Annotated in this window: 20 protein-coding genes and 1 pseudogene; 7 read left to right on the forward strand and 14 right to left on the reverse strand. The window is 60.8% G+C overall.

The window, feature by feature from the left end; all coding sequences use genetic code 11:
* Positions 1-69: 69 nt before the first annotated feature.
* Complete coding sequence (locus V6M90_RS10855; RefSeq protein WP_305427729.1) at positions 70-1593, reverse strand: fumarate hydratase; 1524 nt, start codon at positions 1591-1593, stop codon at positions 70-72.
* 229 nt (positions 1594-1822) lie between these two features.
* Here V6M90_RS10855 and V6M90_RS10860 point away from each other — a divergent pair, with 229 nt between their 5' ends.
* Positions 1823-2755 (forward strand): iron-sulfur-binding ferredoxin reductase, encoded by a 933-nt coding sequence (locus tag V6M90_RS10860; RefSeq protein ID WP_003175841.1) that lies wholly within the window; start codon positions 1823-1825, stop codon positions 2753-2755.
* A gap of 161 nt (positions 2756-2916) precedes the next feature.
* Here the strand turns inward: V6M90_RS10860 and pyk are convergent, their stop codons facing one another.
* Positions 2917-4368, reverse strand: a complete 1452-nt coding sequence (gene pyk / locus V6M90_RS10865; RefSeq protein WP_078734496.1) for a pyruvate kinase — start codon at positions 4366-4368, stop codon at positions 2917-2919.
* Between the two features lie 175 nt (positions 4369-4543).
* Here pyk and V6M90_RS10870 point away from each other — a divergent pair, with 175 nt between their 5' ends.
* A complete protein-coding gene (locus V6M90_RS10870; protein WP_078734495.1) occupies positions 4544-4918 on the forward strand; it encodes a tol-pal system YbgF family protein in 375 nt (124 codons plus the stop codon).
* A gap of 223 nt (positions 4919-5141) precedes the next feature.
* Positions 5142-5504, forward strand: coding sequence for a PilZ domain-containing protein (locus V6M90_RS10875; protein ID WP_141063357.1), 363 nt, complete (start codon positions 5142-5144; stop codon positions 5502-5504).
* Positions 5505-5540: 36 nt separating this feature from the next.
* On the opposite strand, the gene V6M90_RS10880 is transcribed toward V6M90_RS10875, so the two are convergent.
* From V6M90_RS10880 to V6M90_RS10905, 6 genes are read right to left on the reverse strand one after another with little or no spacing between them, the layout of a single operon-like run.
* Entirely contained in the window at positions 5541-6872 is a 1332-nt protein-coding gene (locus V6M90_RS10880; protein ID WP_003175837.1) for a DUF58 domain-containing protein, read from the reverse strand.
* A 7-nt stretch (positions 6873-6879) separates the two neighbouring features.
* On the reverse strand, positions 6880-7875 hold the full coding sequence (locus tag V6M90_RS10885; RefSeq protein WP_003175836.1) for an AAA family ATPase: 996 nt from the start codon (positions 7873-7875) through the stop codon (positions 6880-6882).
* Positions 7872-9029, reverse strand: a complete 1158-nt coding sequence (locus V6M90_RS10890) for a DUF4350 domain-containing protein (protein ID WP_332846463.1) — start codon at positions 9027-9029, stop codon at positions 7872-7874. Before V6M90_RS10890 ends, V6M90_RS10885 begins: the two co-directional genes overlap by 4 nt.
* Positions 9026-10552, reverse strand: coding sequence for a DUF4129 domain-containing protein (locus V6M90_RS10895; RefSeq protein WP_332846464.1), 1527 nt, complete (start codon positions 10550-10552; stop codon positions 9026-9028). Before V6M90_RS10895 ends, V6M90_RS10890 begins: the two co-directional genes overlap by 4 nt.
* Positions 10539-11519 (reverse strand): stage II sporulation protein M, encoded by a 981-nt coding sequence (locus tag V6M90_RS10900; RefSeq protein ID WP_003175833.1) that lies wholly within the window; start codon positions 11517-11519, stop codon positions 10539-10541. Before V6M90_RS10900 ends, V6M90_RS10895 begins: the two co-directional genes overlap by 14 nt.
* Entirely contained in the window at positions 11516-12208 is a 693-nt protein-coding gene (locus V6M90_RS10905) for an RDD family protein (RefSeq protein ID WP_042945213.1), read from the reverse strand. The genes V6M90_RS10900 and V6M90_RS10905 overlap by 4 nt, the downstream gene beginning before the upstream one ends.
* Before the next feature lie 167 nt (positions 12209-12375).
* On the opposite strand from V6M90_RS10905, the gene sbcB reads away from it, so the two are divergent.
* Complete coding sequence (gene sbcB, locus V6M90_RS10910) at positions 12376-13803, forward strand: exodeoxyribonuclease I (protein ID WP_332846465.1); 1428 nt, start codon at positions 12376-12378, stop codon at positions 13801-13803.
* Between the two features lie 77 nt (positions 13804-13880).
* Here the strand turns inward: sbcB and mvaT are convergent, their stop codons facing one another.
* Positions 13881-14255: a histone-like nucleoid-structuring protein MvaT gene (gene mvaT / locus V6M90_RS10915; protein ID WP_003175830.1), complete on the reverse strand. Its 375-nt coding sequence runs from the start codon at positions 14253-14255 to the stop codon at positions 13881-13883.
* 349 nt (positions 14256-14604) lie between these two features.
* Here mvaT and purU point away from each other — a divergent pair, with 349 nt between their 5' ends.
* Complete coding sequence (gene purU, locus V6M90_RS10920; protein WP_003175828.1) at positions 14605-15453, forward strand: formyltetrahydrofolate deformylase; 849 nt, start codon at positions 14605-14607, stop codon at positions 15451-15453.
* Between the two features lie 80 nt (positions 15454-15533).
* A complete protein-coding gene (locus V6M90_RS10925) occupies positions 15534-15704 on the forward strand; it encodes a hypothetical protein (protein ID WP_003175826.1) in 171 nt (56 codons plus the stop codon).
* A 510-nt stretch (positions 15705-16214) separates the two neighbouring features.
* On the opposite strand, the gene V6M90_RS10930 is transcribed toward V6M90_RS10925, so the two are convergent.
* The 4 genes and pseudogenes from V6M90_RS10930 to V6M90_RS30130 form a co-directional block, all read right to left on the reverse strand.
* Positions 16215-16958 (reverse strand): DUF2334 domain-containing protein, encoded by a 744-nt coding sequence (locus V6M90_RS10930; protein WP_003175825.1) that lies wholly within the window; start codon positions 16956-16958, stop codon positions 16215-16217.
* A complete protein-coding gene (locus V6M90_RS10935) occupies positions 16951-18063 on the reverse strand; it encodes a glycosyltransferase family 4 protein (protein ID WP_003175824.1) in 1113 nt (370 codons plus the stop codon). The genes V6M90_RS10930 and V6M90_RS10935 overlap by 8 nt, the downstream gene beginning before the upstream one ends.
* Positions 18064-18180: 117 nt before the next feature.
* Positions 18181-18945, reverse strand: coding sequence for a methyl-accepting chemotaxis protein (locus V6M90_RS30125; RefSeq protein WP_370694862.1), 765 nt, complete (start codon positions 18943-18945; stop codon positions 18181-18183).
* 93 nt (positions 18946-19038) lie between these two features.
* Positions 19039-20070, reverse strand: a pseudogene (locus tag V6M90_RS30130) (cache domain-containing protein); the annotation flags it as partial.
* Positions 20071-20267: 197 nt separating this feature from the next.
* Between V6M90_RS30130 and V6M90_RS10945 the strand changes: the two are divergent.
* Positions 20268-21746 (forward strand): helicase HerA-like domain-containing protein, encoded by a 1479-nt coding sequence (locus tag V6M90_RS10945; protein WP_003175822.1) that lies wholly within the window; start codon positions 20268-20270, stop codon positions 21744-21746.
* A 4-nt stretch (positions 21747-21750) separates the two neighbouring features.
* On the opposite strand, the gene V6M90_RS10950 is transcribed toward V6M90_RS10945, so the two are convergent.
* Positions 21751-22206 (reverse strand): DUF721 domain-containing protein, encoded by a 456-nt coding sequence (locus V6M90_RS10950; RefSeq protein WP_003175821.1) that lies wholly within the window; start codon positions 22204-22206, stop codon positions 21751-21753.
* Between the last annotated feature and the right edge of the window lie 135 nt (positions 22207-22341).

Genomic DNA, 22341 nt, shown 5'->3' on the forward strand with positions numbered 1-22341 from the left:
ACCATGCGCCATAAAAAAGGCGACTGGGCCTTGGTGCCGCAGTCGCCTTTATCCTTGCAGGAAAAGTGCTTACTGCACCTCTACCGCCAGGCTTTCACTGATCTTTTTCTGCCAGATGGCAGGACCGGTGATGTGGACGGATTCGCCCTGGCTGTCCACCGCGACGGTGACCGGCATGTCTTTGACGTCGAACTCGTAGATCGCTTCCATGCCCAGTTCGGCGAAGGCGACAACGCGCGACTTCTTGATGGCTTGCGCCACCAGGTAAGCGGCGCCGCCCACGGCCATCAGGTACACCGCCTTGTTGTCCTTGATCGCTTCGATCGCGGTCGGGCCGCGTTCGGATTTGCCGATCATGCCCAACAGGCCGGTCTGCTCGAGGATCTGACGGGTGAACTTGTCCATCCGCGTCGCGGTGGTCGGGCCAGCCGGGCCAACCACTTCTTCGCGCACCGGATCCACCGGGCCGACGTAGTAGATGAAGCGCCCCTTGAGGTCCACCGGCAGGCTTTCGCCCTTGTTCAGCATCTCGACCATGCGCTTGTGCGCCGCGTCGCGACCGGTGAGCATCTTGCCGTTGAGCAGCACGGTTTCGCCCGGCTTCCAGCTTTGCACGTCTTCCGGGGTCAGGGTGTCGAGATCGACGCGCCGGGCCGATGGGCCGGCCTCCCAGACGATTTCCGGGTAGGCGTCCAGCGGTGGCGCCTCCAGTGATGCAGGGCCCGAACCGTCGAGCACGAAGTGCGCGTGACGGGTGGCGGCGCAGTTGGGGATCATGCACACCGGCAACGAGGCGGCGTGGGTCGGGTAGTCCATGATCTTCACGTCGAGCACGGTGGTCAGGCCACCCAGGCCCTGGGCGCCGATGCCCAGTTGGTTGACCTTCTCGAACAGCTCCAGGCGCATCTCTTCGATACGGTTGGACGGGCCGCGCTTGATCAGCTCGTGGATGTCGATGGATTCCATCAACACTTGCTTGGCCATCACCGCGGCTTTCTCGGCGGTGCCGCCGATGCCGATGCCGAGCATGCCCGGTGGGCACCAGCCGGCGCCCATGGTCGGAACGGTCTTGAGCACCCAGTCGACGATCGAGTCGGACGGGTTGAGCATGGCCATCTTCGACTTGTTTTCGGAACCGCCACCCTTGGCTGCCACGTCCACTTCCACGGTGTTACCCGGGACGATGGAGTAGTGGATCACGGCCGGGGTGTTGTCCTTGGTGTTCTTGCGCGCGCCGGCCGGGTCGGCGAGGATGGACGCCCGCAGCACGTTTTCCGGCAGGTTGTAGGCGCGACGCACGCCTTCGTTGATCATGTCGTCCAGGCCCATGGTGGCGCCATCCCAACGCACGTCCATGCCCACGCGCACGAACACGGTGACGATACCGGTGTCCTGGCAGATCGGGCGATGGCCGGTGGCGCACATGCGCGAGTTGATCAGGATCTGGGCCATGGAGTCACGGGCTGCCGGCGACTCTTCGCGCAGGTAGGCCTCGTGCATCGCCTGGATGAAGTCAACGGGGTGGTAGTAGGAAATGAATTGCAGGGCGTCGGCAACGCTCTGAATCAGGTCGTCTTGCTTGATCACGGTCATGAGTCGCGCTCCTCTATAAGGGAACATTCAATAAAGGTGGCTTCAGTGAAGTGCATCGGTCGGCTGAAGCCACCTTTCCAAGGCGCGTCGCCAAGAAGAGCAGGTATTGTTGGCGCGACGCTAAAAAGGCGCGGCAGTATAACCCGGCACGGTGGCCGATACACCCGACTATGGTCAAACTGTCGCCGGCATGATTCCCTGTGCGGGCCTTTTTGATTCGAGAGTATCCATGCCTGAACTGCACGTCGGCGAACGCCACTGGTCGGTATCCACCGGCAGCAACCTGTTGGACGCCTTGAACCAGGCGGGTGTGGCCGTGCCCTACAGTTGCCGGGCGGGCAGTTGCCACGCCTGTCTGGTGCGTTGCCTGGGTGAGGTGGAGGACGCGCAGCCCGATGCCCTGAGCCCGGCGCAACGCCAGGATGGCTGGCGCCTGGCGTGCCAGTGCCAAGTGACGGGGGATGTGCGGGTTGAAGCGTTTGACCCGCTGCGTGAGGGTTTGCCGGCCCAGGTGGTGGGGGCCGATTGGCTGAACGCGACGGTGTTGCGCCTGCGCCTGCAACCGGAGCGTGGTTTGCGCTATCGGGCCGGCCAGCATCTGGTGCTGTGGGCGGGGCAGGTGGCGCGGCCGTATTCCCTGGCGAGCCTGCCCCAGGAGGATGCTTTTCTGGAGGTTCATATCGATTGCCGTCTGCCCGGTGAATTCTGCGATATGGCCCGACAGATGCGGGTCGGCGACCGTCTGCGCCTGGGCGAATTGCGTGGCGGTGCGCTGCAATACGACCCTGACTGGCAATCCCGGCCGCTCTGGCTGCTGGCGTCCGGCACCGGCCTGGGGCCGCTGTGGGGCGTGCTGCGTGAGGCGTTGCGCCAGGATCATCAGGGGGCCATTCGCGTCATTCACCTGGCCCACGATGCCGATGGCCATTACCTGGCCGAACCCTTGTCGGCGCTGGCCGCCAGCCATCCCAACCTTACGGTGGAGTTGTGGACCGCGGCGCAGTTGAGCCAGGCATTGACGCAACTGCGGGTGGTTTCGCGGCAAACGCTGGCCTTGCTCTGCGGGCATCCTGCCAGCGTCGAAGCCTTTTCCAAGCGCTTGTTCCTTGCGGGGCTGCCGCGCAATCAACTGCTGGCCGATGTGTTCCTACCCCGAGGTTGAGCGCTGACTGTCCGAGCGCAGGCTTTGCGAGTTTACGCGATTAACTGTGAGAGGGGGCTTGCCCCCGATGAGGCCTGACGGTTCAACACCTCAACCGGCATTTGAAATGCAAAAAGCCCTGCCATTCTCATGGCAGGGCTTTTGTTTTTTCAGCGTGTCACTCAGACCTGCGGGTCGCCCACGTGCAGGATCTTCATGCCATTGGTGCCACCGGTGGTGTGGTAGCTGTCGCCCTTGGTCAGGATGACCCAGTCGCCTTTCTCTACGACGCCGCGTTTAACCAATTCATCGATAGCCTTCTGGCTGACTTCGTTCGGTGCCAGCGAAGCCGGATCGAACGGAATGGTGTACACGCCACGGAACATCGCCGCGCGGGCCTGGGCTTCGCGGTGAGGAGTGAACGCGTAGATCGGTACCGACGAACGGATGCGCGACATGATCAACGGCGTGTAGCCACTTTCGGTCAGGGCGATGATCGCTTTGACGCCCGGGAAATGGTTGGCGGTGTACATCGCTGCCAGGGCGATGCTCTGGTCGCAGCTTTCGAACTCTTTGCCGATACGGTGGCTGGAGGTCTTGCTGGTCGGGTGCTTCTCGGCGCCGAGGCAGATACGCGCCATGGCCTGCACGGCTTCCAGCGGATACGGGCCCGCGGCGCTTTCCGCCGAGAGCATCACGGCGTCGGTGTAGTCGAGCACGGCGTTGGCCACGTCGGATACTTCGGCGCGGGTGGGCATCGGGTTCTGGATCATCGACTCCATCATCTGGGTCGCCACGATCACCGCTTTGTTGTGACGGCGTGCGTGCAGGATGATCTTTTTCTGGATACCGATCAGCTCGGCGTCGCCGATTTCCACGCCCAGGTCACCACGGGCAACCATCACCGCGTCGGAGGCCTTGATCAGGCCGTCGAGGGTTTCGTCATTGGCCACGGCTTCGGCGCGTTCGATCTTCGCCACCAGCCAGGCGGTACCGCCGGCTTCGTCGCGCAGTTTGCGGGCGTATTCCATGTCGGCGGCGTCGCGTGGGAAGGACACGGCGAGGTAGTCCACTTCCATTTCAGCGGCGAGCTTGATGTCGGCCTTGTCTTTTTCGGTCAGGGCCGGCGCCGTCAGGCCACCACCGCGACGGTTGATGCCTTTGTGGTCGGACAGCGGGCCGCCGATGATCACGGTGCAGATCAGCTCGGTGCCGGTGGCGGTGTCGACGCGCATGACCACACGGCCATCATCGAGCAGCAATTCGTCACCGACGCCACAATCCTTGACCAGGTCCGGGTAGTCGATACCCACGACTTGCTGGTTGCCTTCGGTCAGCGGGTGGCTGGTGGAGAAGGTGAAGGTGTCACCGATCTTCAGCTCGATCCGCTTGTTGGCAAATTTGGCGATACGGATTTTCGGGCCTTGCAGGTCACCCAGCAGTGCGACGAAGCGGCCGTGCTTGGCGGCCAGGTCACGCACCAGTTTGGCGCGAGCCTTGTGCTCGTCCGGGGTGCCGTGGGAGAAGTTCAGACGGGCAACGTCCAAACCAGCCAGAATCAGCTGTTCGAGGACTTCCGGCGAGTTGCTGGCCGGGCCAAGGGTGGCGACGATTTTGGTACGACGGACGGACATGCACAGACTCCTGAGTTCAAGCGCTGGGGAAGGCTACTATGCTCTTTCGTTGTAGTCATTGTTCGTTTGCACTACTTATTGACGATTGAGTTGTTTCGCGGCGGCTGAAAAAAACCAACGTCCTTGAAGATTTTCGACGAGGGGTCGATATATTGCTCAAGACAGGAGAACCCTCATGCGAATTTTGCTTATTGCCGCCCTGGCCGTCAGTGCGGTCGGCTGCACCCGCTGGTCGATGGACCATCATTTGAACAACGCCTATCGTGCCTACAAGGTCGGTGATTGTGAGCGCGTCACCCTGGAGTTGTCCCAGGTGGACCGTGAAAGCCGTAGCCGCCGTTACGTGCAACCGGAGGTTTCGATGCTGCGCGGGCAGTGTCTCGAAAGACAGAAGCTGTTCGTCGATGCGGTCCAGACCTACCAGTTCATCATCAATCAGTACCCGTCGAGCGAGTACGCTTACCGCGCCCGTGCGAGACTGGATACCCTGCAACAGCTGGGACATTATGGCGGGGCAAGCGTCGCTCAGCCGCGTCCGGCCTCTTTGTGAGGCTATTCGTCGTTTTATAAGTGGCCCGTTGCCAGTCTTGGGCTATTCTTCGAGTATTGGTTTGTACAACTTTATAGTCGAACAAATGCAAGGCCCGGATTCGGCAGATGTCTGGTGGCAAAACGTAGTGCGTTGTCACACCGAGATCCAGGGAGAGCGAGCGTATGCTCGTTCCGAATCACTGGCACGGCCGAAGTCATGGCCCACGGATGGCGATCTCAGCATGTTTACCGACCGACGGATCGAGCGGCATCAACTCACTTGTTTCCTGCAAGTGTTTAACCGTATCACCGACAAGCCCATCGGCTTTTTGGGCAATGTTTCGCAAGACGGGCTGATGTTGATCAGCCAGTTGCCGATGATGGTGGGCGTTGACTTCGAGCTGCGCTTGAAGCTTCCCGAAGCTGACGGAAGTTTTCGTCCGATCGATATCACCGCGAGCTGTCTGTGGAGCCGTGAAGATATCAATCCCCAGCATTACGACTCAGGGTTCAGCGTGCTTGAGGCGTCCGAAGACTATAAGCAACTGATCGGCGCGTTGCTGCATTACTTCAGCTTTGATCCTTTGCGGGCCCTTTCTGGATAACACCGGACTCGCCCTGCCGTGGCCGGGCGTTGTTTCTTACAATACCCCGGCTTTTTTCCATCCCAGGTAGCGTGTGACCAGCGCCGCGCCCATGTCTGACGGCAAGGTATCCAATACCGACAAGCCGTGAGCGGCCAGGCGGTCATGCAGTTCATCCCGCGCATTGAGGTAATCGACGGTGCCGCTGTAGGCCAAGGCTTCGGGCAAGGTTTGCACGGGGGCCTGGCGCAGGTGATCGAGTACTTCCTCGCGCAGGCTGGCGACCATCACCCTATGGTGCCGGCTGATGCGCTTGACCGCGGTAAGCAGCGCTTCATCGTCCTCATCACGCAGGTTGGTCACCACAATCACCAATGCCCGACGTTTTTGCCGTGCCAACAGTTGGCTTGCCGCGGCTTGGTAGTCGGCCGTTCGGCGCGTGGTGTCCAGGTCGTAGACCGTGTTGAGCAACACGTTCAATTGGCTGCTGCCCTTGACCGGCGCCAGATAGCGCGGCTCGTCGGCGGCAAAGGTACACAGGCCCACGGCATCACCCTGACGCAAGGCGACATAGCTGAGCAGCAGGCAGGCGTTGAGGGCATGGTCAAAATGCGACAGCTCGTCATCCTGGCTGCGCATGCGTCGGCCGCAATCAAGCATGAACACGATCTGTTGGTCGCGTTCATCCTGGTATTCACGGGCAATGGGTGTGCGTTGCCGCGCGGTGGCTTTCCAATCGATTTGCCGCAGGCTATCGCCTTCGCGAAATTCGCGCAGTTGATGAAACTCCAGCCCAAGCCCCCGCCGTTGGCGTTGACGTACCCCAAGCTGGCTCAACCAGTTATCCACGCCCAACAGTTGAGCACCGTACAGGCGGGCGAAATCCGGGTAGACGCGGGTGGCATCCTTGACCTCGATCACGCGCCTTGCCGACCACAACCCCAATGGGCTGGGCAGGTGGATTTCGCAGCGGCTGAACTCGAAATGCCCACGTCGCAAGGGCCGCAAACGATAGCCAAGCTCACTGCGTTCACCGGGACGCAGTTGGATGGACTGCGGCATGCTCTCTACGCTCAGCCCGTCCGGGACGTGATCGAACACCTGCACCGTCACGGGCTGTGGGGACGTGTGCTCCACCGCAAGGCGCACTTCGCCCCAGCGCCCCAGTGCCAGGCTGCCCGGTAACTGCCGATGCACCTGCGGGGATGCACGACGGCGCAACCGCAGGGCGTCCAGCAGGGCGAGCAGCAACAGTGCCAGGAGCAAGCCCCACACCACCGAGTGCAAGGTATCGGGCACCTTGAACTGCAAGGCTTCGGCAGCGCCCAACAGAATGCTCAAGCCCAGCAGCACACCAAGCCAGATCAACAGCAAGCGGGTCGGTTTCATGGGCGTGTCATTGCCGAGGCGCCGGAATCTGATCCAGCATCTGCTTGAGTACCTGATCGACCTCCAGCCCATCGATGTCCAACTCCGGCGCGATACGTACGCGATGGCGCAGTACCGCCAGGGCACATCCCTTGATGTCGTCAGGCGTAACAAATGCGCCACCGCGCAACAACGCGCGGGCGCGGGCGCCGCGTACCAGGTCGATGGACGCGCGTGGTCCGGCGCCGATGGCCAGTCCTGGCCAACTGCGGGTAGCTCGCGCCAGGCGTACGGCGTAGTCGAGCACGTGTTCATCCAGGGCCAGCGCACTGGCGACCTGTTGCAGTTGCAGCACGTCCTCGGCCTGCAGCACGGTGCGCAGCGGCTGCACATCCAGCATGTCGGCGCGTGATGAGCGCGTCACTTCGCGCACCATTTCCAGTTCCTGTCGGGCATCGGGATAATCCATGCGCACCTTGAGCATGAAACGGTCCAGTTCCGCTTCGGGCAGAGGGTAGGTGCCTTCCTGCTCGATGGGGTTCTGGGTGGCCAGCACCATGAAGGGTTGGTCGATGGGCAGCGCCTCGCCTTCGAGGGTGACTTGTCGTTCCTGCATGGCTTCCAGCAGGGCCGCCTGGGTCTTGGCCGGCGCCCGATTGATTTCGTCGGCCAGCAACAGGTGAGTGAATACCGGCCCTTTGCGCAACTTGAACTGTTCCGAGTGCAGGTCGTACACGGCATGGCCGGTTACATCGCTGGGCATCAGGTCCGGGGTGAACTGGATTCGCGCGAAGTCTCCGTCGAAGCAGCGGGCCAGGGCACGCACCAGCAGGGTCTTGCCCAGTCCGGGCACGCCTTCGAGCAATACATGGCCGCCGGCGATCAGTGCGGTGAGTACATCATCAATCACCAGGTCTTGCCCGATCACCGCCTTGCGCAACTCAATGCGCAGGGCCTGTGCCTGCTGGGTGGCGCGTTGCAACGTGTCGTCGGTCAAGGCGGTAGCGCTGGAAAAATCACTCATAAGGCATTCCTGAGGGTTTGCAGGCACGCCACCTGTCGGCTGAAGTCGGCGCTGGACAGCCGCTTTTCCGGGAGTGGGCCGAGGGCCTGGCTGATGATATGAGAGGGTTGGTGCGTCAGGTGTTCAAGCACGCGCCACTGTTCTGTATTGTCGAGGTGCTCAAAACCGGGGTGGCGGCGCCGCGCGGCGCGCTGGATATCACGTTGCAGCGCGTGCAACAGCGTGCCTTGGCCGTTGCGCCGCAGCAGGAAGTCGGCGCTGGCTTTCAAGTGTTCCTGCAACTGTCGGCGGGCCCTGGAGGCGGGCGCCTGGATCGGGCCCTGCCGCATGCCTGCGTGCCAGAGAGCCAGAGCGATCAGGGCAATGAGCGCGACCAGTGCCTGGGGGAAATAACGTACCAGCAGGGTGAACAGATCGTCGACGTCGCTGTTGAACAGCAAGGTCACGGCAGTTCCCTGGTTCAGGTACCACAGCAGCCAGGCATTATCGTGTTTGCCGATGTCCGGTGTTTTCCACAAGTCACTGTCGGTGATCACGGTGACGCGACCGTTCCCGACCTCGAGTTGCATCAGGTGGCTCGACTGGGCGCTATTGGCCGAAAACTGTGCCAGGTGCCCGGGGTCTATGAGGTTGAAGTCGGTGTCAAAGCTGAAGTAGGCCGGGGCGGTTTCGTTGTCGACATAGAGTTTGGTCAGGTCCGGCGCGTTCTTTTTACGCGCCGGGACGGGTTCTTCGGGTTCGTCACTCAAGGCCTGGTGGATATTCAGGCGATCGAGCAGCAAGTCACCGCTCTTGCCGGTTTCTTCGTCCCATAGTGCCTCCGCCACCACTAACAGGTGACCGCCGGATTTGGCCCAGTCCAGCAGTTGGCCCACCTGACGTGGCGACAGGTTGCTTCGTTCGCCCAGCAGCAAAAGGCTATTACCCTTGGATGCAAGGGTGTCCAGATGGGCAAGGCTATTGGCATGCTCCACGCTCAGGCCTTGCTGGCGCAGGAAGTGCTCGGCCGCGAGGTAAGGGTTGGCCAGTGCTTGGGGCGCTGGGCCTCTGTCGACCACGACGTCGTACGGAATCGCGTTGCGCCAGGCATAAAAGCCGCCCGCTCCGAGCAGGCACGCCAGTATTAACAGTACCCACGGCAATGGCCGGTTCATTGAGTGCCCCCCGAACTGAACAGGGCGCGCCAATCGCTGCATAGTTTTTGTTGGGCGGAGGCGGGAGGGAGGTGATGGCCATAGGCAAGGTTTTGCCAGTGTCGGGTCAGTTCATCACTGAAGGCCAGCAATGGCGGTAGCTGCAGTTGGTGCACGCGTTCCAGTACCTGCCCCTCGGTGTCGGCGCTTTTAAGCGGCACGTTGTAATCATGCAATAGGCGGCTGAGCAGACCGCGGTACAAAAGACCAAGGGCTTCCCGTGGCTGGGTGGTCCAGAGGTGTTCCGCTGCGCTGGCGATATCCAGAGGCAAGGTTTCTGTGCCCAGTTCCAGGCCGAAGAGTTGCGCAGGTACCTGTCGGGTCTGTTCAGGCTTGCGTGGCCCTCGTCGACTGACAAACGTGCGCAGCCAATCGCGATAGCGCCACACCAGCAGGGCGATGCCGCCCACCAGTAGACTCCACAGCACGACTTCCAGGCCGCGTGCGACGTGTTTGAAGGCATCGCTGTTGAGGTTGTCCAGTAGGGATTGAAGCCAGGCCGGTAGCTTTCCGTCACTGTGGACCTTGTTTTTTTTCACCGTGGTTTTTTGTTCTTCGCCGAACCGGTAGCGGGTAACGGTTTCCGGATTTTTAAAGGGCGGCTTTTCCAGCAATGACTTGATCGATTGTCTGGAGTCCTGGGTGCTCAAGGGTTTGGTTTCAGCGGCCATTGCGGGCGTTACGAATGGCTGTAGCGTCAGCCCGATCACCAGCAATAAAAGCGCCACCCCGCTGCTCAGACGCTGGCGCAGGTGCCGGAATACCAGCTCAAGATCCCATGCCTCGAGCACGGTGCGTCGATTGAGATAGAGGCTGAAACCGCAGGCGACATAGATGGGCTCCCAAAACACCAGGATCAAGGCGTAGAACGCATTGCTAAGGTGTGACAGCCAAAGCACTTCGGCATTCGCCGCCAGCGCCAGACGTTGCCAGTCCCAATCCAGTTCAAGTTGCTGTGGAATGAGCAGATAGAACAGCGCCAGGCAGCCGAACCAGAGCCCGCTTTCCAGATGCACACCGACGATCGTCAGCCAGCGTGCGGCCCCCGCGTTACGTTGTTGCAACACGCCCAGGCGTTTTTGACGCGCCTCGCCGTCCAGGCCCTCAAGCTGGCTGACCGGCATCACGAAGCTGCGGCTGAGGCTCAGTCGCCGCCAGGTCAGGCTGGCCAGCAATTGGCCTTTAAGCAGGCGTGGCCACTGGCGCACGGCCTGCTTGAGGCTGGGTGTTTCGCCGAACAGCGCCTTGGACAGGATATACAGAGGCAAGCGCTCGAATGCCGGTTTGAACCACCAGAACAGGAACATGGCCATGGAGGGATATTTCCACAACAGCGCAGTGAGCAAGGCAAATACCGGCAAGGTCACCAGTGCCCAACTGCCCATCAGCAGCACACGATATTCACGGGCCATCAGTGCGCCCAGATCCATGGCTTCCCAGGCAGTGCGCGGCCTGATCACCACGCTCGCATCACTCAGGCGCATGGCGGGTCCGTCCGGCAAGGGTCAGGTAGGCGCCCACCAGTATCCACAGTGCGGCCCCTACCAGGTATTTGACCCCCGGAGCGATCTGTGTGGTGGAGGACCAATAGGCTTCGATAAACGCTGCGATCAGCAGGAACAGCATGACACCGCATAGCAATTGCACACTTTTATGGGCGGCGAGCCGCAGGGATTCACCTCGCGTCAACTGCCCCGGTGCGATCAGCGCCCAGCCCAGTTGCAGGCCGGCGGCGCCGGCGAGGGCGATGGCCGTCAGTTCAAAGGCACCATGACCGATGACAAATGACCAGAAGGTCTGCCCATAGCCGATTTCGGTCAGGTGCCCGGAGATCGCGCCGATGATCAACCCGTTGAAAATCAGGAAAAACACACTGCCCAGGCCAAATAGCAAACCGGCGGCGAACGTTTGGAAGGCGATGCCGATGTTATGCATCACGTAATAGCCGAACATCATCCAGTCTTCGCTTGATGCGCGTTCGGCGGCGCGGCCCAGGCGACTGGCATCGGGATCGTACATGGCCTGCATTTCGGCAACCTGCGAGGGGCTGACGATGCTGTAGATCAGGTCGGGAAACAGGTAGACCAGCAGGGCGATCCCCAGCAGGCTGCCAAAGAACAGCAGGCTGGCGGCCAATACGAAAAGATACTGCTCGCGCACCAGCCGTGGGAAACCCGCCAGCAGGAAGCTCAGCACGTTCGCCGCCAACTGGCCACGATGTCGATACAGTTGTTGGTGGCCGCGCAGTGCCAGTTGTTGCAGCGGGTCAACCAGATAACTGCTATAGCCGCGCTCCTGGGCCAGGGCCAGGTGCTGGCACAACCGCCGGTATTGATGCGGGAAGTCTGCACTGTCACCGGCCTTGGCTTTACCTTGTTCCAGCTGCTGGAGCTGTTCGGCAAAGGCTTGCCATTGCGGTTGGTGGCGACTTTCGAAAAGACTTTGTTTCATGTCGGCCCCAACAGGCCACGGGCCACGCCATTGAGCTGTTCCACGGCGCGTGCCGGTGAAACCTGCAAGGGGGTCGCCAGGATCGAGGCCAACTCGTGCGTGCGCTCGGCAGACAGTTCGCCCTGGCGTTCGGCGAAGGCCAGGATCGCCCGCTGCTCGCTCAGTTCCAGGGCAAAAGGCAGTCGCAGGGCTTTGGCTTGAGGCACTTGCGGGCGCGCCAGCGGGAGTTCGCGGTAGACCACAAGGGTGCCTGCCGCGAGGTCGCCAAGGCGTTTGAAATGAGGATGCTGCAGGCAACTGATTGAGCCGAGGAAGTAGCCGAAAGGCAACATGTCGACAAACCGCAGCAGGTTACGGATGAGCGATGCGGACCAGCCGATGGGCGTGCCGTCGTCCTGTACCACGCGCAACCCCATGACCTGTTTGCCCGGCGAACAGCCTTGATTGAGTACTTCGAACAACACCATGTACCACCAGCTGACCAGGAACAGCAGCAGCGAGCCCAGGCCTATGCCGATGTTGCCGAGCAATGCCAAGGGCACCAGCAGGACGCCCATGAGCACGCCGCGCGCGCCCAGATCGAAGGTAAAGGCCAGCGCGCGCGGAACCAGGCCGGCCGGGCGCAGTGGCAGGTCGATTCCCTCCGGGGTTTCGATCTGGTAGCGGGTGTCCAATGGGGCTGATGGCATCGCGATCCTTGGCAGTGCAGAGCGGCTGGGAGATACGGATGCTATCAGTGTCGGCGGTGGAATCAATCATTCAAGTTTTTGCTGGATGTTTGTACAGTTTAATTGAGGCTGGCCCCTGACGCTGTTCAGCGCCTAGACTCTGTCGATCTTCAGTACAGGAACAGCCCGTGACCTCCATTTTCTGGTACGACTATGAAACCACCGGCATTAACCCGCGCAATGATCGTCCTCTTCAGGTAGCCGGAATTCGTACCGATCTCGAACTCAACGAGATCGGCCCCCCGGTCAATCTCTATTGCCGTCCCAGCGACGATATCCTGCCCCACCCCGCCGCGTGTGCGATCACCGGCATCACGCCCGGCGTACTCGACGAAAAGGGCCTGGCCGAGGCCGATTTCATGACTCGGGTTCATGCCGAGCTGGCCGCTCCGGGGACGTGTGGTGCCGGCTACAATACCTTGCGATTTGACGATGAAATGACGCGCTACAGCCTGTATCGCAATTTTTTCGACCCCTATGCGCGGGAGTGGCAAGGGGGAAACAGCCGGTGGGACTTGATTGACGTGGTGCGTACCGCCTACGCCCTGCGTCCGGAGGGCATCGAATGGCCGCAGCAGGACGGGTGCGTGACGCTCAAGCTTGAGCGCCTGACTGCCGCGAACGCCATCGACCATGGCCAGGCCCACGATGCGTTGTCCGACGTGCGCGCCACGATCGCCCTGGCTCGGCTGGTTCGCGAGAAACAACCCAGGCTCTACGACTGGCTGTTTCAACTGCGCAGCAAACAACGGGTGATGGATCAGGTGCGCCTGCTGCAACCGATGGTACATATCTCCGGACGTTTTTCCGCCGAGCGTCATTACCTGGGCGTGGTGCTGCCCCTGGCCTGGCACCCGCGCAACCGCAATGCGCTGATTGTCTGCGACCTTGGGCTCGACCCTCAGGGGCTGCTGGACACCGATGCCGAAACCCTGCGTCAGCGGCTCTACACCCGTCGTGATGACCTGGCCGAAGGGGAGCTGCCCGTCCCGCTCAAGTTGGTGCATGTCAACCGTTGCCCGGTGGTGGCGCCTTTGAGCGTATTGCGGGCTGAAGACCGTGAACGCCTACAATTGGACATGGCTGTTTATCAGGCGCGAGCACTGCGGCTAACTGACGCACAGGAACTTTGGCGCGATAAATTGGCGGCCATTTATGCGCAGGAAGAATTTGCGGCGAATGCGGACCCGGAACAGCAGCTCTACGATGGTTTTATCGGTGATCGCGATCGACGCTTATGCGAACAAGTCCGAATGGCTGAGCCATCGCAGTTAGCTCGCGCGCAGTGGCCCTTTGATGATCATCGCCTGCCTGAATTATTATTTCGCTACCGCGCGCGTAACTTCCCCGATACGTTGGACAGCGAGGAGCAACAACGTTGGAAACTTTTCTGTCAGCAACGTTTGTCAAATCCCGAGTGGGGCGCGCCGAATACCCTTGAGGCATTTAAGCAGGCCCGGCTGGAGTTGGCGGTTAGTGCGACGCCGTTTCAGCAGCAGGTGTTGGGGCAGTGGCAGGAATATGCCGATTCTTTGGCGGCCCGTTTGAATCTCTAATCAGGCCTGCAGAATAGACAGGCAATAAAAAACGCCAGCAAGCTGGCGTTTTTAATATGTTGCGTATCCGCGTCGGCTTAGCCCAGCAGGGTAGCCCAGCCTTCAACCACGTCACCGCCCCACTTGGCTTTCCACTCTTTCAGGGTTTTGTGGTTGCCACCCTTGGTTTCAATCACTTCGCCGTTGTGCGGGTTCTTGTACTGCTTGACCTTGCGAGCGCGCTTGGTGCCGGTAGTTTTCACGGCGCCACGAGGTGCTTTAACTTTCGACTCTGGATCCAGCAGCGCAATGATGTCGCGCAGGGACTTGGAGTATTCACCCATGAGGGTGCGCAATTTACCTTCGAATTCCAGCTCGGTTTTCAGTTTGTCGTCTTGGGACAGGTTCTTCAAACGGGCTTGCAGCTCTTTGATAGCTTCTTCGGTGGCACGGTATTCGTTGATCAGGGACATGTGGACTACCTTATGGAGAGCGCTGATTGGACAGTGAACGTTGGCTAATAATAGTCAGGCAGTTTCCTCAAGTAAACATTTAAGGCCGCATTTATGTGAATTAGGTTGAATGTTTGCGGCAAATCCCTGCGACCTCGTTAATTACAACGGTGTAGAACGAAACATAATCTCGCGGGAAATCACCACACGCCTGGAAGGACACAGTAGCGTCATATAAGGGCGGTAAAACCCTGGGCGATTAAGGGGCAATGCACGCGTCCCCGATCAGAATAAGCGCGAACGAATACTGCAGTTTTCCTGCGCAATCGCTAGAATGGCGGCCTTTGCGAAGTTCTGGAGTTTTCCCCTAATGCGCACTTTTCGGCTGGTGATTGCTTGCCCGGACCGGGTCGGCATCGTTGCCAAGGTCAGTAACTTTCTGGCCTCCCATAACGGTTGGATCACCGAAGCGAGCCATCACTCGGACAATCTGAGTGGTTGGTTCTTCATGCGTCACGAAATTCGTGCCGACACGTTGCCCTTTGGTCTTGAGGCCTTCCGCGAGGCGTTTGCGCCGATTGCCGAAGAGTTTTCGATGACCTGGCACATCACTGACACCGAGCAGAAAAAGCGCGTGGTATTGATGGCCAGCCGCGAATCCCACTGCCTGGCTGACTTGCTGCACCGCTGGCACAGCGATGAGTTGGACTGCGAGATCGCCTGCGTCATCTCCAACCATGACGACCTGCGCAGCATGGTCGAGTGGCACGGCATTCCTTACTACCACATACCGGTCGACCCACAGGACAAGGAGCCGGCGTTCGCCGAGGTGTCCCGTCTGGTCAAGCAGCATGAAGCCGATGTGGTCGTACTGGCGCGCTACATGCAGATCCTGCCTCCGCAGTTGTGCCGTGAATACGCGGGCAAGGTGATCAACATTCACCACAGCTTCCTGCCGTCGTTCGTAGGCGCCAAGCCTTATCACCAGGCGTCCCTGCGTGGCGTCAAGCTGATCGGTGCGACCTGCCACTACGTGACCGAGGAGCTGGACGCCGGCCCGATCATCGAGCAGGACGTGGTACGTGTCAGCCATAGCGACAGTATCGAAGACATGGTGCGTTTCGGCCGTGACGTCGAAAAAATGGTGCTGGCCCGCGGCCTGCGTTACCACCTGGAAGATCGCGTACTGGTGCACGGCAACAAGACCGTGGTGTTCTGATCGACACCTGTTGAACAATCAAGGGCCTGGGCGTTAAATCGCTTCAGGCCCTTTTTTTCACTGCATGGCAGGACCGCGCAATGACCGACCCTCTCGATAAAGCCACCGCCAAGGCGCCCGCGACGTTGGGGGAAGGATGCCTGAGCCGATATGACCCGGATGCACTGGATGCCGAGGACGGTACCGAGTTTCCGGGCGCCGCCCAATTGTGGGAGCAATTGCAGGAGACGGACAACCCTCCAAGTGCATAGGTATCTACACAACTGCTTGCTCTTGCTCCTAGGCTGTTGCTCTGGCTCTGGCTCTGGCTCTGGCTCTGGCTCTGGCTCTGGCTCTGGCTCTGGCTCTGGCTCTGGCTCTGGCTCTGGCTTTTGATCTTGATCTTGATTTCAGGCGCCCCGTCAAACACGCTGGCCGAACGCAGGCTTGAATCCGTGGGTAACCCGGCAGGGCGGCGGCCCACGGATTCAAGCCTGTGTTCGGGCACACCGAGCCTAAGCGAGGTGCCGAGTGTTGGGGCAAGAGCATTTGGTTACTTTGCCGCTTTCGTGTACGCAAAGTGACACGCCGTAAGGGCGTAACCCTAAGTGGCCGTTACCGCAGCAACGGATATGTACTCGGTCTAATCCAACATCCTGGTCGGCTGTCAGGCCGCCATCGGGGGCAAGCCCCCTCGCCACAGGTTCAACCTACTACACGAGAGGTGTAGATACCCAAGTGCCGGCCAAGGATTGACCCCCTTCACGCCGTGACCCCTTGGCTCAAGGTTGCGCCGCCAGCCAGGCGGCTTTGGTCTGCGGAATTCGTCCAGCCTTCAGCAACCGCTTCAAGGTGTCGAACCAATAGCGTCGGGAAAATTCGTGGCGCATATCGACCGGGTGCAGTCCCAAGCGAATCACCGGAGCGGCCCGCCAACGCGCTTCCCGGTAGTCGCTGATCACTTTGGACATGCCTCTGCGCCAGGCACTGCGGGCGCTCCAGACCAGGCCGGGTGCGTCGATGCGGCTGAAGTCGGGCAGCCGATACAGGTGCTGCGGGTCGCTGGTGTAGCAAAACGGCAATTGGCGCAATGCCTCACGGGTGCCTTGGCTCATTAGCCAGGCGGGCGCGACAAACCCCTGCAACGGCCAGTCGTTGCGGCGAAATACCTCAATCCCCGCACACAGACGCTGCAGTGCCTGGGCCTGTGACAGTTGATAGAACTCGCCCTCATGGGTGTAGATCCGGCGCATGAACCAGTCCCTGGCCGTGCGCGGGGCGGGCTGGTCGTCGCGATGGTAGTAGCCGTGCAACGCCAGTTCGTCGCCTCTGGCAACCCGGCCATCCAGCAGCCGACGGAAATCGCCGTGAGCGGCCAGGGCGTCGTGTTGGTGGAAGTCGGGCACCACCAGCCAGGTGATCGGTACAGGGCCGAGCGTATCGACAGCCTCGACAAACGGGCGATAGTCGGTCCAGTTGTGCGGCGCCACATCGTGCAGCACCAACAGCACCGAGCGCTCAGCCATGGGCGAGCATGGGGGTGTGGCTGCCTGTGACCGCGTGGTAGTGCCCAAGCAGGCTGTCGACCACCGTATCCCACGCATACCGCCGTTCTACGTGATCCCTGGCCTGCGCGCCCAAGCGGCGGCTGTCGGTGCTGAACAGTTCGCGCACCGCGTTGGCCATCGCCTGTGGGTTGTTGGGCGCACACAACAGGCCGCAGCGTTCATCGACAATTTCATTGAAGGCACCGGCGGCCACGGCGATCACCGGTATGCCACAGGCCATGGCCTCCAGAATGACCAGGCCAAAGGTTTCCTGGTCGCCGGCATGCAGCAGCGCATCGGCACTGGCCATCAACCGGGCGACATGCGGGGCGGGGCGGAAGCTATCGATCACGCTGACGTTGTCCGGCACGTTGTTCGGCATGCCGGAGCCCACCAGCAGCAAGTGATAGCGGTCACCCAGGCGTTTCATGCAGTTGAGCAACACCGGCAGGTTCTTCTCTTTTGAACCGCGCCCGGCAAAAATCAGCAGACGCGTGTCCTCGTTGATGCCCAATTCTGCGCGCAGTCCAGGGTCGCGCGCGTCCGGCGTGAAGGTGTGCAGATCCACGCCCAGCGGCTGCACGAAGACATTTCTCACGCCAAGGCCCACGAGTTTGTCGGCCATGACCTGGCTAGGGGCCAGTACGCGGTCGAAATTCCCATAGAGTTTGCCGACGTACGCCTCGACATTCGGCGCAAACCAGGGCCCCATCCGGTTGCTCACCAGCAGGGGCAGGTCGGAGTGATAAAACCCGATGACCGGCACATCCCGTTGGCGCCGAGCATCCAATGCGGCCCAGGCAGTCAGGTAAGGATCGCCCACTTCTATAAGGTCGGGCTGTAGATCACGCAGGACGTTTCGCCATGGCGCCAGCCGCAGTGGGAAACGATAGCCCTTGCCGAAGGGTAGGGGAGGCGAGGGCACGGTGAATATCCCATCGTGTTCGCCAAACTGTGCGCCTGGGATCAACAGGCTGTGGCGGATACCGGACTTGAGCGCCAGACGCCGGTGCTTGGCATCCAGGTAGGTGCGCACGCCGCCGCTGGCCGGGGCGTAGAACATGGTTATGTCAGCGATATGCACGATGAACGTCCCTCCGATCCATTGCTCTCCTTACGTGGACCTTCGGTAAGAATAGATGTTCGGTTGGCGTTCATCGCAGGGCGTCAGTGCAGGCGCCGGACCGGCGCCTGCGGTGGATCAGATCCGGAAACTGCCCACCAGTTGCTTCAAGCGCGAGGCTTGGCGCTCAAGGTCGGCGCAGGCGCGCAGGGTCGACTGCAGGTTTTCCACGCCTTCCTGGTTCAGGGTGTTGATCTCGGTGATGTCCATATTGATCGACTCCACCACTGAGGTTTGCTCTTCGGTGGCGGTCGCGACCGATTGGTTCATGCCGTCGATCTCGCCAATGCGCTGGGTCACGCTGTTCAGGCGCTCCCCGGCCAGGTTGGCGATCTCCACGCTGTCGTGGCTGTGGCGCTGGCTTTCCCCCATGGTGCTCACGGAGTCGCGGGCACCGACTTGCAGCTCCTCAATCATGGTTTGCACCTGTTGCGCCGATTCCTGGGTGCGATGGGCCAGGTTGCGCACTTCATCGGCGACCACGGCGAAACCACGCCCGGCCTCGCCCGCCCGCGCAGCCTCGATGGCGGCATTCAGCGCCAGCAGGTTGGTTTGCTGGGAGATGCTGGTAATCACCTCAAGAATCTGGCCGATGTTCACCGTCTTGCTGTTAAGTGCTTCGATATTGCTGCTGGAGGCGCTGATCATCGCGGACAGCTGGGTCATCGCCTTGATATTGCGCTCTACCACCTGTTGCCCATCTTCGGCCAGTTGGCGGGCATCGCTGGCCTGATTGGACGCCTGTGCCGCATTGCGCGCAATTTCCTGCGCGGCGGCGCCCAGTTCATTGATCGCGGCCGCGACGCTGTTGGTGCGGTTGGCTTGCTCATCGGAGTTGACCATCGAGGAATTGGACGCGCTGACGACGCGCAGTGCCACTTCGTTGACTTGCTCCGTGGCCGAGGACACCTCGCGGATGGAGGTATGAATACGTTCCACGAAGCTGTTGAACGCGTCACCCAAGGTGCCGAACTCGTCATGATTCTGGATGGCCAGGCGGCGCGTCAGGTCACCCTCGCCATCGGCGATGTCCTGCATGGCGCGGGTCATCAGGTGCAGCGGTTGCAGCAGGACGCGGATCAGCATGCCCAGCAGCGCGATGATGATCACGACCGCGATCACGGTGGCAATCACCGCTGATGTGCGGAATTTGCTGAGCATTGCGTAGGCTTCGTCCTTGTCCACCGATACCCCCAGGTACCAGTTCACCGAGGGCAGGCCTTTGATCTGTGTGAATGTGACGATGTTGTCTTTGCCGTTGGCCTGGACTTCGCTGAAGTCGCTGCTGATTTTCGGAGTGTTCTTCGGATACACATCGGCGAGGGTCTTCATCACCAGGTTCTTGTCCGGGTGGACCAGCACTTTGCCGTCGGCACTCACCAGGAACGCGTAGCCCATGCCGCCAAACTTCAGCGCGCCGATGTTATCCACCAGGGTTTGCAGGCTGAGGTCGCCGCCGACCACGCCCACGGCCTCGCTGGCCCGGGTGCTTGGGGTTGCGATGGAGATGATCAGTTTGCCGGTGGCGGCGTCGATGTAGGGTTCGGTCAGCGTTGAGCCATTGCTGGCCTGGGCGCCTTTGTACCAGGGACGAACGCGGGGGTCGAAACCGTCCGGCATCTTGGTGTCGGGACGGATGGTGAAGGCACCCTTGCTGTCGCCCACGTAGGTCGCCATGAATGAAGATGTCAGGGTTTTCTGATCCAGCAGGCTGGCAACGACAGCGGGTTCAGGGTTGATTGCGATGTTCTGTGCTGCGTTTTCCACCAGCGCGATACGCCCGCTCAGCCAGGTTTGGATACTGTTGGCGGTGACATCGCTCATCTCATGCAGATAACTATTGAGGTCGTCACGGATGGCGTTGCGTTGCAGGTAGTCGTTGTAGAGGGTAAACAGCGAAAAAGCCACGATCACGATAAGGGAGGCTGCAAGCAGGATTTTATGGCTGAAACGTAGGTTTTTATTCATGGCTTGTAGGGTCCGCTAAGGTCTTGATATCAATATCCAAGGCGCGCTCTTGTGGAACATGCCGAAGATTCGCGTCAAAAAAAGTTTGATATTTCCGTTGCTCCCTGTAGGAAGTATCCGAGCGTTTTTAGACTTTTATGGGTCTCACATCTGTTTTATCGACCTGGCGACACTAAAGATTAACCATGGGTGACGAAATGCCTGACTCCACGCAACTCCTTATCGGCGCCGACCTTGACGGCCAGCCCATCGCCCAGGCCATGCGCCTGGCCAATCGTCACGGGCTGATTGCCGGCGCCACGGGTACGGGCAAGACCGTCACGCTGCAGCGCCTGGCCGAAGCCTTCAGTGATGCGGGCGTGGCGGTATTCGCCGCTGATATCAAAGGGGACCTCTGTGGCCTGGGGGCCGCTGCCTTCCCTCAGGGTAAGGTGGCGGAGCGTATCGCCGGCATGCCTTTCCTGAATTACACGGCCCAGGCGTATCCGGTCACGCTGTGGGATATACACGGGGTGTCCGGCCATCCGTTGCGCACCACCATCAGTGAAATGGGCCCGTTGTTGCTCGGCAGTTTGCTGGAGCTGACGGACAGCCAGCAGTCGGCTCTCTACGCGGCATTCAAGGTTGCGGATCGCGAAGGCTTGCTGCTGCTGGACCTCAAGGATCTCAAGGCGCTGCTCAATCATCTGCGCTATCACCCGGAGTTATTGGGTGACGACGCCGCGCTGATGACCACCGGCTCCAGCCAGGCCCTGTTGCGGCGCCTGGCGGTGCTCGAACAACAGGGCGCGGAGGCGTTGTTCGGCGAACCGGCCCTGCAGCTTGAAGATCTCCTGCAACCGGCCAGCGACGGGCGCGGGCGCATCCACCTGCTGGATGCCAGCCGCCTGGTGCACGAGGCGCCGAAGGTGTACGCGACCTTCCTGCTGTGGCTGTTGGCGGAATTGTTCGAGCAATTGCCCGAGCGCGGCGATGCGGAAAAACCGCTGTTGGCACTGTTTTTCGATGAGGCGCATCTGTTGTTCGCCGACACCCCCAAGGCTTTGCAGGAGCGCCTGGAGCAAGTGGTGCGGTTGATTCGTTCAAAAGGGGTTGGCGTGTATTTCGTCACTCAATCGCCTGGCGACCTGCCGGACACGGTGCTCGCCCAACTCGGCTTGCGTATCCAGCATGGCCTGCGCGCATTCACCACCAAAGAGCAGAAATCCCTGCGCGCGGTGGCAGACGGTTTTCGGCCAAACCCGGCGTTTGATGCCTTGGCGGTGCTCACCGAGCTGGGCACCGGGGAAGCGCTGGTCGGAACCTTGCAGGAAAAAGGTACGCCGCAAGTCGTCCAGCGGGTATTGGTTGCGCCACCGCAATCGCGGATCGGACCGCTTACCGAGGCAGAACGCGTCGCACTGATCGCGCGTTCGCCCTTGCAGGGGCGCTACGACAAACCGATTGACCGGGAGTCGGCCTATGAGGTGCTGATGGCCCGCAAGGATTTGGGCCCTGCCGAAGACGCCACGCCGGTTGCCGAGGAGCCGAGCTTTACCGATAAGGCAGGGGCGTTTCTGGGCAGCGCGGCAGGCAAGGCGCTCAAGTCAGCGATGCAGCAGGCCGCCAATCAGATGGGGCGGCAATTGGTGCGTGGCTTGTTGGGGTCTTTGCTGGGCGGCGGCAAGCGCAAGTAGCGGCTCAGGTCTTGGGCTTGGCGTGGGCGGCCAGCCGCTCAAGCGCTGCGCGCAGGCCCGGATCCTTGATGCCATTGGCGGTGGCCTGAATGGTTTCGCCCGCACTCACCGATAAGTCGATGGTATGCCCGACCGCGCCTTGCTGGACGGTGGGGGGCTGTACCTTGAACTGGATGCGTGTGAGGTTGGCGAATTCATCAAAGGCCATCAATTGCCGCTGCAGGCGTTTTTGCTGGTAGCGCAGGCGGGTCGCCCAATGGCCATCGGTGACAATCAGCAGCAGGTTGCCTTCGCGCCAGGACGCTACATGGCAATGTTCGCGCGCGGCCGGTTGCAGTTGGCTTTCGAGCAGTCGCTGCAAATGGCCCAAGCGTTGTGCATGGCCAAAGATGGCTTTCAACGGCTTGGCTTCGCGAAGCAACGCGCCGGGAGCGCGGGCTGTAAGAGGGCGAAATGCCATTATTGGACACCTTAAGTAACAGAGCGGCCATCTTAGCAGAAAGCGCCTGCATGCCCCCAGGCAAAGCGTCAATGAGGCTTTGCCTGTCAAATCAATAGGTAACTTCTGCGCTCCATGGGTTGAAGTTCGCGCAAA

Source organism: Pseudomonas lactucae (assembly GCF_036688725.1).
GTDB lineage: Bacteria > Pseudomonadota > Gammaproteobacteria > Pseudomonadales > Pseudomonadaceae > Aquipseudomonas > Aquipseudomonas lactucae.

What these genes read in the sequence shown, in the direction of transcription:
- V6M90_RS10855 (WP_305427729.1), bottom strand. Translation starts at nt 1,593, where the DNA reads ATGACCGTGATCAAGCAAGACGACCTGATTCAGAGCGTTGCCGACGCC.
- V6M90_RS10860 (WP_003175841.1), top strand. Translation starts at nt 1,823, where the DNA reads ATGCCTGAACTGCACGTCGGCGAACGCCACTGGTCGGTATCCACCGGC.
- pyk (WP_078734496.1), bottom strand. Translation starts at nt 4,368, where the DNA reads ATGTCCGTCCGTCGTACCAAAATCGTCGCCACCCTTGGCCCGGCCAGC.
- V6M90_RS10870 (WP_078734495.1), top strand. Translation starts at nt 4,544, where the DNA reads ATGCGAATTTTGCTTATTGCCGCCCTGGCCGTCAGTGCGGTCGGCTGC.
- V6M90_RS10875 (WP_141063357.1), top strand. Translation starts at nt 5,142, where the DNA reads ATGTTTACCGACCGACGGATCGAGCGGCATCAACTCACTTGTTTCCTG.
- V6M90_RS10880 (WP_003175837.1), bottom strand. Translation starts at nt 6,872, where the DNA reads ATGAAACCGACCCGCTTGCTGTTGATCTGGCTTGGTGTGCTGCTGGGC.
- V6M90_RS10885 (WP_003175836.1), bottom strand. Translation starts at nt 7,875, where the DNA reads ATGAGTGATTTTTCCAGCGCTACCGCCTTGACCGACGACACGTTGCAA.
- V6M90_RS10890 (WP_332846463.1), bottom strand. Translation starts at nt 9,029, where the DNA reads ATGAACCGGCCATTGCCGTGGGTACTGTTAATACTGGCGTGCCTGCTC.
- V6M90_RS10895 (WP_332846464.1), bottom strand. Translation starts at nt 10,552, where the DNA reads ATGCGCCTGAGTGATGCGAGCGTGGTGATCAGGCCGCGCACTGCCTGG.
- V6M90_RS10900 (WP_003175833.1), bottom strand. Translation starts at nt 11,519, where the DNA reads ATGAAACAAAGTCTTTTCGAAAGTCGCCACCAACCGCAATGGCAAGCC.
- V6M90_RS10905 (WP_042945213.1), bottom strand. Translation starts at nt 12,208, where the DNA reads ATGCCATCAGCCCCATTGGACACCCGCTACCAGATCGAAACCCCGGAG.
- mvaT (WP_003175830.1), bottom strand. Translation starts at nt 14,255, where the DNA reads ATGTCCCTGATCAACGAATACCGTGCCACCGAAGAAGCTATCAAAGAG.
- purU (WP_003175828.1), top strand. Translation starts at nt 14,605, where the DNA reads ATGCGCACTTTTCGGCTGGTGATTGCTTGCCCGGACCGGGTCGGCATC.
- V6M90_RS10925 (WP_003175826.1), top strand. Translation starts at nt 15,534, where the DNA reads ATGACCGACCCTCTCGATAAAGCCACCGCCAAGGCGCCCGCGACGTTG.
- V6M90_RS10930 (WP_003175825.1), bottom strand. Translation starts at nt 16,958, where the DNA reads ATGGCTGAGCGCTCGGTGCTGTTGGTGCTGCACGATGTGGCGCCGCAC.
- V6M90_RS30125 (WP_370694862.1), bottom strand. Translation starts at nt 18,945, where the DNA reads ATGGTCAACTCCGATGAGCAAGCCAACCGCACCAACAGCGTCGCGGCC.
- V6M90_RS10945 (WP_003175822.1), top strand. Translation starts at nt 20,268, where the DNA reads ATGCCTGACTCCACGCAACTCCTTATCGGCGCCGACCTTGACGGCCAG.
- V6M90_RS10950 (WP_003175821.1), bottom strand. Translation starts at nt 22,206, where the DNA reads ATGGCATTTCGCCCTCTTACAGCCCGCGCTCCCGGCGCGTTGCTTCGC.